This window comes from Mesorhizobium sp. CA10 (assembly GCF_020165285.1).
Classification (GTDB): Bacteria; Pseudomonadota; Alphaproteobacteria; order Rhizobiales; family Rhizobiaceae; genus Mesorhizobium.
On record NZ_JAIUHV010000010.1, the window covers coordinates 69,863 to 83,091 of the forward strand.

A 13,229-nucleotide genomic window follows, 5' to 3' on the forward strand; every position below is an offset into this window, starting at 1 on the left:
CCTGATCAGTCGCGCCAGTCACAGAAGATGTGTGCATAGCATAGCCCACTTCGTGGGGCGAAGAATTGTCGCCATGCTTGTCCGTTTGCATCGCTGGCTGAAAACATGCAGACATGGCGCCCGACGCGAGCGGTGCCAGGGGAATCAGCATGGTGGCGGTAGAGACAGTGCAGCGGGCATCGGGGCGCGGCATCTGGGGCTGGATGTTCTTCGACTGGGCGGCGCAGCCGTTCTTCACCGTCGTCACGACATTCATCTTCGGACCCTATTTTGTCTCGCGCATGGCGAGCGATCCGACTGCCGGGCAGGCCGCGTGGGGTTACGGCATTGCCGCCGCGGGCCTGGTCATCGCGGTGCTGTCGCCGGTGCTCGGCTCGATCGCCGACCAGACCGGGCCGCGCAAGCCGTGGATCGCCTTCTTCGCGGCCATCAAGATCGCCAGCCTCACGCTTTTGTGGTTCGCGGCGCCGGGCTCGAACCTTTTCCTGGTCGTGCTCTTGTTCTCGCTGGCTTCGGTGGCGGCCGAATTCTCGACCGTGTTCAACGATTCCATGATGCCGCGGCTGGTGCCGAAGGAAGAGATCGGCCGGATCTCCAACATGGCCTGGGGGCTCGGCTATCTCGGCGGCATGATCGCGCTGATCTTCGTGGTGCTGTTCCTGGCCGGCAATCTCGAGACCGGCAAGACGCTCATCGGCCTTGATCCGTTGTTCGGACTCGATCCGAAACTCGGCGAGGACGCGCGCTTCACCGGGCCGATGTCGGCCGGCTGGTATTTCCTGTTCATCCTGCCGATGTTCTTCTTCACGCCGGACGCCACCAAGGGGATCCCGATCGGCCCGGCAGTGCGCGAGGGCCTGTCCGAGCTGAAGTCCACCCTGGTGGAAGTGCGCCAGCGCAGCGGCATCCTGCGCTTCCTCTTGGCCCGCATGATCTATCAGGACGGCGTCAACGCGCTGCTGGCGCTCGGCGGCACGTTCGCGGCCGGCATGTTCCAGTGGTCGATCACCGAGATCGGCCTGTTCGGCATCATTCTCAACATCGTCGCCATCTTCGGCTGCTGGATCGCGGCGCGGCTCGATACTGCGCTGGGCTCGAAGCATGTGGTGATGATCGCGCTGGTGATGCTGTCGGTCGCCACCATCGGCGTCGTCTCCACCGGACCGGGCTTCACGCTGCTCGGCCTGATCCCGCTGCCGACCGCCGATTCCGGCGGCCTGTTCGGCACAGCGGCCGAGAAAGCCTATATCCTCTACGGCCTGCTGATCGGGCTTGCCTTCGGGCCGGTGCAGGCGTCATCGCGATCCTACATGGCGCGTAGCGTGACCGCCGCCGAGTCCGGCCGCTATTTCGGCATCTATGCGCTGGCCGGCCGGGCGACGAGCTTCCTGGCGCCGTTCATGGTGGCGAGCATCACCACCATCAGCGATTCGCCGCGACTCGGCATGGCGGCGATCATCCTGTTCCTCGGCATCGGCATGGCGATCCTGGCGGGGACGCCATATCCGGCGGACAAGCCGAAGGCGTAGCGCGACTTTTCCTTCTCCCCTTGTGGGAGAAGGTGGATCGGCGCGGAGCGCCGAGACGGATGAGGGGTGCTCCAGCTTCGCGAACATGCCCGTCGAAAGCTGCAATCGCCCACGCCTCATCCCCTGGAGCACCCCTCATCCGTCGCCTTCGGCGACACCTTCTCCCACAAGGGGAGAAGGAAGAGGCGCTAATGCCTAAAATGCCTTACGCCGGTGAACACCATGGCGATGCCGTGCGCGTCGGCGGCGGCGATGACGTCGTCGTCGCGCATCGAGCCGCCGGGCTGGATCACCGCGGTGGCACCGGCCTCGATCGCCGACAATAGCCCGTCGGCGAAGGGGAAGAAGGCGTCCGAGGCGACGACCGAGCCTTTGGTCAGCGGCTCGGCGAGGCCCGCCGCTTCGGCGGCGTCCAGCGCCTTGCGGGCGGCGATGCGCGAGGAATCGACGCGGCTCATCTGGCCGGCGCCGATGCCGACGGTCGCGCCGTCCCTGGCATAAACGATGGCGTTGGACTTGACGTGCTTGGCGACGCGGAAGGCGAATTTGAGGTCGGCCATCTCGGCCGGCGTCGGCGCGCGCTTCGTCACCACCTTGAGCTCGAGATCGTCGACGACCGCATTGTCGCGGCCTTGCACCAGCAGTCCGCCGGCGACGGATTTCACCGTCGTGCCGGCGACGCGCGGATCGGGCAGGCCGCCGGTGACCAGCAGGCGCAAATTCTTCTTCGCCGCGACGATCGCGGCGGCCTCGTCGGTGGCGTCGGGCGCGATGATGACCTCGGTGAAGGTCTTGACGATCTCTTCCGCCGCCTCGGCGTCGAGGATGCGGTTCATGGCGACGATGCCGCCGAAAGCCGAGACCGGGTCGCAGGCCAGCGCCTTGGCGTAGGCCGCCTTCAGCGATGAGCCCTCGGCAACGCCGCAGGGATTGGCATGCTTGATGATAGCGACCGCCGCCGAGCGCGCCGGATCGAACTCGCCGACCAACTCGAAGGCGGCGTCGGTGTCGTTGATGTTGTTGTAGGAGAGCTGCTTGCCTTGCAATTGCTTTGCCGTTGCCACGCCCGGCCGCTTGTCTCCCGACAGGTAGAAGCCTGCGCCCTGATGCGGGTTCTCGCCATAGCGCATCACCTGGTCGAGCCGGCCGCCGAACGCGCGCCATGTCGGGTGCTCGATCTCCAGCGCCTCGGCAAACCAGCCGGAGATCGCAGCGTCGTAGGTTGCGGTGCGTGCAAAGGCCTTGGCCGCCAGCATCTTGCGGAAATCGAGCGACAGCGAGCCCAGATTCATCTCCAGCGCGTTGACGACGGAAGCATAGTCGGCCGGGTCGGTGACGATGGCGACGTAGGCGTGGTTCTTGGCCGAGGCGCGGATCATCGCCGGCCCGCCGATGTCGATGTTCTCGACGATCGAGGCATAGCCGGCGCCGGAGCGGCGGACGTCCTCGAACGGATAGAGATTGCAGACCACGAGATCGATCGGCTCGATGTTGTGGTCGTGCATCGCCTTGGCATGATCGGCGTCATCACGGATGCCGAGCAGCGCGCCGTGCACGGAGGGATGCAAGGTCTTCACCCGCCCATCCATGATCTCGGGAAAGCCGGTGAGCTCGGAGACGTCGCGGACTGCCAGGCCCGCCCCGGCGAGGGCCTTTGCCGTGCCGCCGGTCGAGACCAGCTCGACGCCGGCGGCGGCGAGCGCCTTGGCGAAATCGACCAGGCCTGTCTTGTCGAAGACGGAAAGCAGCGCGCGGCGCACCGGAACGAGGTCAGGCGCCGGAATGTTTTTTGTGGGCACGGCCATGGCGGGCGGCCTTTCAGAGCTGTTGGCAGGGACGTTGGCCGGCCCTAGCATATGAGCCCCGGAAATCAAGTGAGTCCGGGATCAGGCGCGCAGCCGTTTGCCAGCCAGCCTCAGTTGTTTTCGGAATAGCCGGAAATAATGGTGCGGGTCAGCTGCCAGTGGACCTCGGCAATTTCCGAGGCCTTGAAGGCGAGCACGATCTGCCGGCTGCGGCGCGGCCCGCTCAGGCCGGCAAAGTAGATCGATTCCTCGACCTCCGGCACCACTTCGGCGCAGGTGAAGACCCAGCTGTCGCCCTGCGCGCCGGCGAGCGTCAGGCGGTTGTGGTCGTCCTGCAGCAGGCTGATGTCGGGATGAACGTGGAAGCGCACCGTGACGAAGTCGCGGCCGTTGTTGCGGATTGCGGCATTGCCCGGGCGCAGGAAGCGGTCGCGGCCGGCAAGCACGTTACCGTTGCTGGTCAGCTTCAGCTCGCGCTCATGCAGGAAGCCGAACTGCTGGACATAGCCGTCATGGCGGGCGACGAAGCCTTGCATGCCCTTCTGGTCGAGGCGCTTGCAGGGCACATGCTGCGGGCCGCCGATCAGTGGCGATCCCAACAGGTCGCTGACGCGCAGCGAGTGGCTGAAGCGCGCCGACGAGGTGTCGTTGAGCGTCGCGGTCGAATGCGCGGCGGTGGCGCGCGCCAGCGGCCGGAATTCCGGGGCGCCATAGGTGTCGATGCCGGCATTGACGATGAAGTGCTGGCGCCCGGAGGAGAGCTCGAAGGCGAGGCAGCCGGCATGTGCTGCGTTGGAGACGTCGACCGGCGGCGGCAGGCCGGTGTCGGCGATGACCGTCACGCCGCCCATCGACAGGCGCTCGTAGCCGGAGTGCGGCGCGTGCAGCAGCGGCGCGCCCACCGTGTCGTCATGGCGCATGATGGTGGCGATGCGGTCGTGGATGGTGGCGCCCATGCCGTTGAAGCGGGCAAGGCTGCCGTCCTGATGGCGAAAGAAACGCAGCGCCGGCAACATCCGGTCGATGGCGCCGATCAAGGCCGACGGCGGCGCCTCGGCCTGGTTGGCATAGGTCTGGCGCAACGGCAGAAGATCGGCCAGCAGCTCGAGCACCGCCATCGGCTTGCGCGAGATATGGCCGCCATCGGGCAGGATCTGATGCTCGAGCTCCTCGGCCAGGTTGCGTGTCGCGGCACGCAGCGCCGAGGCCGGCGCCGGCAGGGACAGCGCGGCGAAGGCGAGCGCGATGCGGGCGCGCAGCCTGGCCTCGCCATCGGGCATCTCGCGCACCATCGAGCGGAGATAGCGGATCTGCACAGCGAGCGATTTCAGGAACGCGCGATAGAAAGGGAATTCGGCGCCCTGCAGCACCACCGAGGAGTGCTGCAGCCAGGCGATCACCCGCTTGGCCGTCGTTCCCGGCTCCCAGGCGATGCCGGAGATCTGGTTGCCATGCATGGCGATCCAGTCGGTCACCAGGGCTCTCGCGTTGGCGGCGGCGAGCTCGGTGCCGGTGGCGCGCATGTGGCGCAGCCAGCGGAAGCCATGCAACGATTTCTGCCAGCCGCGATTGGGCACGTCGAGCTGAAAGGGCGACTTGCCGCCGGTCTCGACCAAATGGCCCGACAGAGGATAGCGGCCATAATAGATCTCCAGTGCGATCTGCGGGTCGGCGAGCCGCAGATCCGGCGGCGCGATCAGGACGCGCTCGGGCGTGCGGCCGGAATAGCGCCAGCGATAGACCGGCCCGGCGCGGAGGCGCCGGCGCGTTTTGCGCCAGAACTCCCTCGCGACAAGCGTCCAAAGACGCGTCGTGCTGCCGGCAACAAGTGCCAATAGCCCTCCTGATGTCCCCATAACCCAAGCACAAGCTTATGCGATTCAAGAACTTATGCGAAGGCGGATTTCGCCGAAGTGAACCGCTTCACGCCGCCTTGCCCGTGCCGTCGCTAAAAAAGTCAGCAAACTTTATGAGATAACGTCTCAATCGGCCCGTCTCATCCGCGCGGCAAAGAAGCCGTCCAGGCCTGAAATCCCGGGCGATTCCAGCGCGAGGTCGGCCGGCGTGGTGCGCAACATACCCTCCGGGGTCAGAAACGGATCGACGCCGGCAAATTCGCCAGGCCGGATCGGATCGGCGACGACGCCGGGGCTCCCGGCGAGGAAATCGCGATAAAGCTCCTCGCCTTCGATCGGGTCGAGCGAGCAGTTGGAGAACACGATCCGTCCGCCGGGCCTGACGAGGGTGACGGCATGGGCAAGCAGCCGGCGCTGGAGATCGGCGAGCTTTTCGACATCGGCCATGGTCTTGGTCCATGGCACGTCGGGATGGCGGCGCACCGTGCCGGTCGAGGAGCAGGGCGCATCGAGCAGCACGGCGTCGAACAATTGTGCCGGCCGGTAATCCAGGAGGTCGGTCTGTACGAGCTCGGCGGTCAGGCCAAGGCGCTCGAGATTCTGACTGAGCCGCGCCAGCCGGTTCTTCGAGGTGTCGACCGCGGTCACCCCGGCGCCGGCCAGGATAAGCTGCGCCGTCTTGCCGCCGGGCGCGGCGCACAGGTCGGCGACGCGCTGGCCTCTGATGTCGCCGAACAGGCGTGCCGGCAGGCTTGCCGCCGCATCCTGCACCCACCAGGCGCCGTCGGCGAAACCGGGGAGGTCGATGACATTGGCGGCAAGCTTCTCGACGCGCACGGTGCCGGTCGGCAGCACGATGCCGCCGAGACGCTCGGCCCAGATCACCGGGTCGGCCTTGACGGTGAAGTCGACCGGCGCCTCGTGGCGATGGGCGGCAAGGATGGCTCGCGCCTTGTCGGCTCCGTAAGCAGCGGTCAGCCGCTCGGAGAACCATTGCGGCGCCTCGCTGGTGGCGGCAAGCGCCGGGGCAAGCTCAGCCTCCTTGGCGCGCGCCAGCGAACGCAGCACGCCGTTGACGAGCCCGGAGAAACGCAGCGTTCGCGGATCGGATTTGGCGTGGGTGACGGCAAGGTCGACGGCGGCGCTGTCGGGAACATCGAGAAACAGGATCTGCGCGGCGGCGACATTGAGGATGTGCGAGAGCGCCGTGGCGTTGGCCGGCAGCGGCTTTTCCAGGCGCTTGGACAGCAGCCCGGCAATGGTCATGCGGTGGCGCAGCGCCGTGACCAGGATGGCGCGCACCAGCGCCCGGTCGCGGCCGTCCAGCGCCTTGTATTGCGGATGGCCGTGCTCGTTATCGGTCAACCCGTCGAGCGGCGTGCGGGCATCGATGACGGCGGCAAGCAGCCGCGCCGCCGCCTTGCGTGCGGCAAGGCCGGCGACGTTCTCGTCACCAGCCTTGTGTTGCGGATTGCCTGACTGTCCGCGCCTCGGCGGCGTCACGACCAGGGACCCTTCGACCGGACATTGCGCGGTCCGGTCGGGTTGCGGCCCCAGGGATTGGGCTTTGGCGGCGCCGGCTCAGCCTCCGCTGGCGGCGGGTCCGCCGGCTTGCCCCATGGCCCCGCCGACGGCTCCTCGGGCTGAATGGGTGGCGGAGAAGCCTGGCGCCGGGCGGCCGGCGATGCGCCGCCCATCGCGCGCGCCATCTCCTGCAGCGCGGCTATGCGGTTCTCGGTGCTCGGGTGGGTCGAGAACAGATTGTCCATGCGCTCGCCATGCAGAGGATTGATGATGAAAAGATGCGCCATCGCCGGATTGCGCTCGGCATCCTCATTGGGGATCCGTTCGGCGCCGCGCGCGATCTTGTTGAGCGCCGAAGCCAGCCACAACGGGTTGCCGCAGATCTCGGCGCCGCGCCGGTCGGCTTCGTATTCGCGGGTGCGGCTCACCGCCATCTGCACGATCATCGCGGCGAGTGGCGCAACGATCATCGCTACAAGCACGCCGACAAAGCCGAACGGATTGTTGTTCTCGCGGCTGCCGCCGAAGAAAAAGGCGAAATTGCCGAGCATCGAGATGGCGCCGGCGAGCGTCGCCACGATCGTCATGGTCAGCGTATCGCGATGCTGCACATGGGCAAGCTCATGCGCCATCACCGCCGCGATCTCTTCATGCGAGAGCCGCTCGAGCAGGCCGGTGGACGCCGCAACGGCAGCATTTTCCGGATTGCGGCCGGTGGCGAAGGCGTTTGGCTGCGGGTTGTCGATCAGATAGGTCTTCGGCATCGGCAGGCCGGCCTGCTTGGCCAGAGCCTGGACGATCGCGTAATATTCGGGCGCGTTCTTGGCGTCGACCTCGACGGCGCGGTTCATCGACAGCACCATCTTGTCGGCGTTCCAATAGCTGAACAAATTGGTGCCGGCGGCGATCAGAAGCGCGATGACCATGCCGCCCGAGCCGCCGATCAGATAACCGACGCCCATGAACAGCGCCGTCATCGCGGCAAGAAGCATGGCGGTGCGAAGCGTGTTCATCGTTTCATCCGTCTGGTCTGATGGCGGAGGAGGTGGCGAATAGGGGTCGATCCTTCTGTCGTCATGGCTATATGATGGGAGGCGCCGGTCTTCGTTTCAATCGGCGGGAGTATCGCATGACCGAAGAACCCAGCAAAACCGAAGCAGTTGCAACGACCAAAGAGCCGCAAAAAACGCTCACCCCAGCGGCGCAGCGCGCGTTGACCGAAGCCGAAGCGCGTCGCCGGAACTACCGAGCGGCCGAAGCGCAATTGCCGAAGGAAATCGGCGGTCGCGGCGGCAAGGAGCCCGGCCGCTACGGCGACTGGGAGGTGAAGGGGCTCGCCACCGACTTCTAAGCAACCGCACGCTCGGACGCGAGCGCGTCCGTAGCGATGCCGATTTCGTCATAGGAACGGATTGTCGGGTGCGGCGTGACCAGCGGGTGGACATGCGTGGCGCTGATCACCACCACCGACGCGCCGGAGGCCTCGCCTGCCGCGATGCCCGCCGGCGCATCCTCGAAGACCAGGCAGTCGCGCGCCTCAACGCCGAGACGCTTTGCCGCCAAAAGGAAGCAGTCCGGCGCCGGCTTGCCATGGGTGACATCTTCCGCTGTGACCATCATGGCGGGAACCGGAATACCGGCCGCCTCGATGCGCAGCAGCGCCAGCTCGCGCGGCGCCGAGGTGACGATCGCCCAGCGCTCCGGCGGCAGCGATTGCAGAAACGCGATGGCACCAGAATCGGGACGATGCCTTCGAGGTCCTCCGCCTCGGCCTTGAGCAGCGCATCGGCTTCGGCGACGGCGTCGACGCCCGGCAGCTTCAGTCCCGCGATCGTCTCGATCGCGCGCTTGCCATGGATCGTGGGCAGGAAGCTCGCCACGTCGAGGCCGTGACGCTCCGCCCATTTTGCCCACACCCGTTCTGCCGCAGCGATCGAGTTGAGCACCGTGCCGTCCATGTCGAACAGGAACGCGGCGAATTTTGAGCCTGCAAACATCGAATGTCCTGGAGAATCGTTTTCGGGAGGGGCGAAACGCAAAGCCCAGTTTAGACCGGCTGGCACCGCCTGAGAAGGCGAGAGGCCCGCCATTTCATCCCGGCACGGGAACAAGCTCCGGCTCGCGGCGTTGAACGGGCAGTCTTTCCAAAATCATCAAGGGGGCCATGCGATGCTGATCCGGCTCGGCTATGAAATCGCCATCGAATGCGCGGCCGTGACGCCGATCATCTCGCTTCTCGACATCCATCCGGACCGCCATGCCGACATCAAGCGGCAGACGCGGCTGCTGACCTCGCCGTCGGTGCCGACCCGAACCTATCGCGATCGCCACGGCAATATCTGCCGTCGCTTCACGGCGCCCGCCGGAAGCTTTCGCATCCTGTACGATGCGGCAGTCGAGGACAGCGGCGAGACCGACACGGTCAATGTGCTGGCACTTGAAACGCCGGTCGCGGAATTGCCGGACGATGTGCTGGTCTATCTGCTCGGCAGCCGCTACTGCGAGACCGACCACCTCAGCGACACCGCCTGGCAGCTTTTCGGCCAGCTGCCGCCCGGCTGGGCACGCGTCCAGGCGATCGTCGATTATGTAAACAGCCGGCTTTCCTTCGGCTACGGCTATGCGCGCGCCACACGCACGGCGGCCCAGGCGCATGAGGAGCGTGTCGGGGTGTGCCGCGATTTCGCGCATCTGGCGATCGCGCTTTGCCGATGCATGAACATTCCGGCGCGCTATGTGAACGGCTATCTCGGCGATATCGGCGTGCCGGCCGACCCGGCGCCGATGGATTTCTCGGCCTGGATGGAAGTCTACCTCGACGGCAAGTGGTACACGTTCGATCCGCGCCACAACCGGCCCCGCATCGGCCGCGTCGTCATCGCCCGCGGCCGCGACGCCACCGACGTGCCGCTGCTGCACAGTTTCGGCCCGCACCGGCTCACCCTGTTCAAGGTCTGGACCTACGAGCAGGAAGGCAACCGCTTCAATCCCCCGCATCACGGCGTCGATCGGACGGCCAGCGCGCAGATGCTGGGGTAGGTTCTGTCGATATTCAGGTGAGGCCGGCCTGCGAAGGACGGCCTCCTGCGCTTCCGGTGCTCACGTACTTTAAGCACGCTCCGCTCCGGTTCTCGGAAGCCGCCCTTCTCGACTCGGCTGACCCGAATCTCAACAGACCCTGCGCTGCGCCATGTTTCACCGGAGCCGCTGACCCGCTTCGGCACAGTTCGATTGTGCCGAAGAGAGAAAGACCGCGACAGTCTTCAAGACTATGGTAAGCGCTTCATGAAGGTCGCGTTTCCAAGGCATTTTCGTTTACTTCCGGTTCACCTTCAGATTTGCCGAAAGTCAGCAAAAACAACGGATTAACCTCTTGTTAATCGCCTTACGGCGGCTTCTGGCCGAAATCCTGCAACGCCTCTGCCGAGCGGCACGGTGCCGCGGACAGTGGAGGCGGAAGGGATGCGGCAGTTCAGAGGTGTCGTTCGTGGGGTGGACGGCTTTGCCCGCAACCGCGAAGGCAATTTCGCGGTACTGTTCGGAGCTGCCGCATCCGTCCTCGCGCTGGGTGTGGGATTCGCCGTCAATATCTCGCAACTCTACAATGCGAGGTCGAGCCTGCAGGGCGTCGTCGACGCCGCCGTGACCTCGACGGCCCGCGATCTCACCCTCGGCGTCATCACGGAAACCGATGCCAACAAAACGGTGCAGGCGTTTCTCGACGCCAACAGCACGGCCGGCATCCTGCAGGCCAACCAGATCGTGCTCGACAGGCTTACGGTCAACAGGACGGCCAACACCGTACAGGCGGATGCGCATGTCGATGTCGGTCTCTATTTTCCGCTGTTCAGCACCAGCACCATGCGCCGCGTGACCGCCTCGACCTCGGCGCTCTATTCCGACAAGACCGTTGAGGTGGCGATGATGCTCGACGTCACTGGTTCGATGGCGGGCCAGAAGGTCAAGGACCTGAGGGCCGCGGCGAGCAACGCGGTCAATTCCTTCCTTACCGGCCAGAACGCCGCCAATCCTCGGGTGCGGGTGGCGATTGTGCCTTATGCGAATTCCGTCAATGCCGGATCGCTTGCCGCAGGTTCGGTCTTCGTCGAGACAAAGGCCAGCGAGCGCAAGCAGGCGCCGGGCAATGACGATCCGCAGTATGTTTCGGCGTCGACGCGGCCGGACAATTGCGCGACCGAGCGCAAAGGCGCCTATCAATATTCGGATGCTGGCCCCGAGGTCAGCATGGTCAACCGCGATCTCTTTTTGTCCGACTTCGCCAGGCAGAGCCGCACTCGGGCCTGTCCGCTCGCGACAATTCAGCCGCTGACCACGGATGCGTCGGCTCTGAACAACGTGATCAAAGACCTCGATGCCTCCGGCGGCACGGCGGGCCATATCGGCGTGCAGTGGGCCTGGTACATGCTGTCGGAAAACTGGGGCGGGGTGATGAAGGCCTCGGAGCGGCCGGCGAAGATGGATCCGAAGAAGGTGGCGAAATACGCGATCCTGATGACGGATGGCGAATTCAACCTGTCCTATTTCGACGCTAACGACCCGGATCAGGTTTACAACGATGCCGGCAAGGTACAGACACGCACCGCCGCGACGACACTGTGCGCGGCGATGCAAGACCAGGGCATCGAGATATTCACCATCGGCTTTGCGCTCACCGAGAAAAACGCCAAGTCGACGCTGCAGGCCTGCGCCAGCCCGGATACCGGAAACACCAAACATTTCTATCAAGCGGCCAACGGCGCCGAGCTCGATCAGGCGTTTCAGGACATCGTGCGCAACATCGACAAGCTGACGGTAACCAGATAGCGGCCGCGAGAAAATCGCTCAATGATGGCGTTCAAAAGGAAAAGGCCGCCGCTTCTTGACGAAGCCGGCGGCCTTCCGTGTTTCCGTCCATGACGCGGCTTCCGGCGGCAACCCCATCGGGCTACCTGCCGCGCGTCTCGCGCCTTAACGGGAAGACTGCTTCCCGAAAGTGCAATCCGCTGAGCTCACGTTATGGAAAACGAAATCACTCGACATCGGATCACCTCCTTTCAGTTCGTTGAACACACACAGATGATGGGGTGCGTCGCGGCAAATGGCAAGGTGCCGCAACGGAATGGCAGGCGGGAAATCCCTGCCCGCGGTGTTTTTGGGCAACAGATCGGGATTGCGCTACGCAGGCCAGTTGGATGACAGTGGCGCCCGGGAGGGCCCGCATTCGACGCATCGGGAGGTGAGAATGGACGCCGCCGACAAAGCCGCGCGGATCGCACGAACGGTCGTCGAGACGCTGAAACCGGGTTTCGCGGTCAAGCTCTGGACCGGCGAGCGCATCGGTCCCGCCGGCGGTCCGGTGCTCACCATCAACGACCAGGATATCGTCTGGCAATTGCTGCGCCGGCCGCGCTTCTCGACGCTGGTCGAGATGTGGATTTCCAAGACCATCGACATCGAAGAAGGCACGCTGTTCGATTTCTACGCGCTGCCTTCGCAAGGCAAGCTCAAGACGAAGCTCAGATCGTTGCCGAAGCTGGCGATTTTGCGCGACCTGCCGGCGGTGCTTTTCTCGCGCAAACAAATGACGGCGCGCAGCGATCTTTCCGGCCGCAACCCTTATGTCAGCGGGTCGAACAAGGAGGCGATCCAGCACCATTACGACATTTCGAACGCCTTCTATCGGCTCTTCCTCGACGAGCGCATGGTCTACAGCTGCGGCTATTTCAGGGATTTCGCCAACGGCATCGATCAGGCGCAGATCGACAAGCTCGACCATATCTGCCGCAAGCTCAGGCTCAAGCCGGGCGAAACGTTGCTCGACATCGGCTGCGGCTGGGGCGCGATGCTGATCCATGCGGCGAAGCATTACGGCGTCGTCAGTCACGGCGTCTCGCTGTCGCAAGCCCAGACGGAGCTTGCCCGCGAGCGCATTCGCGCCGAGGGGCTGCAGGACCGCATCACCATCGAGATAAAGTCCTATGCCGAGCTCTCCGGCAGCTTCGACAAGATCTCGTCGATCGGTATGTTTGAGCATTTGGGGATCGCCAACCACGCTGCCTATTTCTCGACTGTCCATCGCCTGCTGAAACCCGGCGGCATCTATCTGCACCACGCCATCACCCGGCGCAGCAAGGGCGACCTGAAGAAGACCCTACGCAAGGGGCCGGAATACAAGGCCCTGATCAAATACATCTTTCCCGGCGGCGAGCTCGACACGATCGGCATGACGCTCGGCAATCTCGAGGCGCACGGCTTCCTGGTCTATGACGTGGAAAACCTGCGCGAGCATTATGCGCAAACCTGCCGCCTGTGGGCGGAACGTCTGCATGCGCGCTTCGATGAGGCGGTCGCCGAGGTCGGCGAGTCCAAGGCGCGGCTGTGGCTGCTCTATCTGACGGGTTGCTCGATCACCTTCGAGCGCGCCTCGGCGCAGATTTTCCAGACTGTCGCCACCAGACGCGCCCGCGGCCCGAGCGGCCTGCCGCCGACACGGGCGGATTTGTACCGGTAGACCC

General features: G+C 65.0%; 9 protein-coding genes and 1 pseudogene. 5 read left to right on the plus strand and 5 right to left on the minus strand.

The features are described 5' to 3' along the window. The first annotated feature begins 149 nt into the window (after positions 1-149). Positions 150-1,529 carry an MFS transporter gene (locus LB535_RS20600; RefSeq protein ID WP_224633487.1) on the plus strand — a complete coding sequence of 460 codons (1,380 nt, stop codon included), beginning with the start codon at positions 150-152 and terminating at the stop codon, positions 1,527-1,529. Positions 1,530-1,717: 188 nt separating this feature from the next. On the opposite strand, the gene purH is transcribed toward LB535_RS20600, so the two are convergent. The 4 genes from purH to htpX form a co-directional block, all read right to left on the minus strand. Next, positions 1,718-3,334, minus strand: coding sequence for a bifunctional phosphoribosylaminoimidazolecarboxamide formyltransferase/IMP cyclohydrolase (gene purH, locus LB535_RS20605; protein ID WP_224633488.1), 1,617 nt, complete (start codon positions 3,332-3,334; stop codon positions 1,718-1,720). A 110-nt stretch (positions 3,335-3,444) separates the two neighbouring features. Further along, the gene (locus tag LB535_RS20610; protein WP_411969147.1) at positions 3,445-5,190 is read right to left on the minus strand and encodes a heparinase II/III family protein; all 1,746 of its coding nucleotides are present in this window, start codon (positions 5,188-5,190) and stop codon (positions 3,445-3,447) included. 126 nt (positions 5,191-5,316) lie between these two features. Then, complete coding sequence (locus LB535_RS20615; protein WP_411969594.1) at positions 5,317-6,693, minus strand: RsmB/NOP family class I SAM-dependent RNA methyltransferase; 1,377 nt, start codon at positions 6,691-6,693, stop codon at positions 5,317-5,319. Continuing rightward, positions 6,690-7,727: a zinc metalloprotease HtpX gene (htpX, locus tag LB535_RS20620; RefSeq protein ID WP_224633490.1), complete on the minus strand. Its 1,038-nt coding sequence runs from the start codon at positions 7,725-7,727 to the stop codon at positions 6,690-6,692. Before htpX ends, LB535_RS20615 begins: the two co-directional genes overlap by 4 nt. A gap of 116 nt (positions 7,728-7,843) precedes the next feature. Here htpX and LB535_RS20625 point away from each other — a divergent pair, with 116 nt between their 5' ends. Continuing rightward, a complete protein-coding gene (locus tag LB535_RS20625; RefSeq protein WP_140841867.1) occupies positions 7,844-8,065 on the plus strand; it encodes a DUF1674 domain-containing protein in 222 nt (73 codons plus the stop codon). Here LB535_RS20625 and LB535_RS20630 read toward each other — a convergent pair. Beyond that, a pseudogene (locus LB535_RS20630) lies at positions 8,062-8,711 on the minus strand (HAD-IA family hydrolase). The gene LB535_RS20625 and the pseudogene LB535_RS20630 overlap by 4 nt on opposite strands. A 172-nt stretch (positions 8,712-8,883) precedes the next feature. Here LB535_RS20630 and LB535_RS20635 point away from each other — a divergent pair. The 3 genes from LB535_RS20635 to LB535_RS20645 all read left to right on the plus strand — a co-directional run bounded on the left by LB535_RS20635 (position 8,884) and on the right by LB535_RS20645 (position 13,225). After that, positions 8,884-9,753 carry a transglutaminase-like domain-containing protein gene (locus LB535_RS20635; protein ID WP_224633491.1) on the plus strand — a complete coding sequence of 290 codons (870 nt, stop codon included), beginning with the start codon at positions 8,884-8,886 and terminating at the stop codon, positions 9,751-9,753. A gap of 423 nt (positions 9,754-10,176) precedes the next feature. After that, positions 10,177-11,538, plus strand: a complete 1,362-nt coding sequence (locus tag LB535_RS20640) for a pilus assembly protein (RefSeq protein ID WP_224633492.1) — start codon at positions 10,177-10,179, stop codon at positions 11,536-11,538. Between the two features lie 418 nt (positions 11,539-11,956). After that, positions 11,957-13,225 carry an SAM-dependent methyltransferase gene (locus LB535_RS20645; RefSeq protein WP_224633493.1) on the plus strand — a complete coding sequence of 423 codons (1,269 nt, stop codon included), beginning with the start codon at positions 11,957-11,959 and terminating at the stop codon, positions 13,223-13,225. The last annotated feature ends 4 nt before the right edge of the window (positions 13,226-13,229 follow it).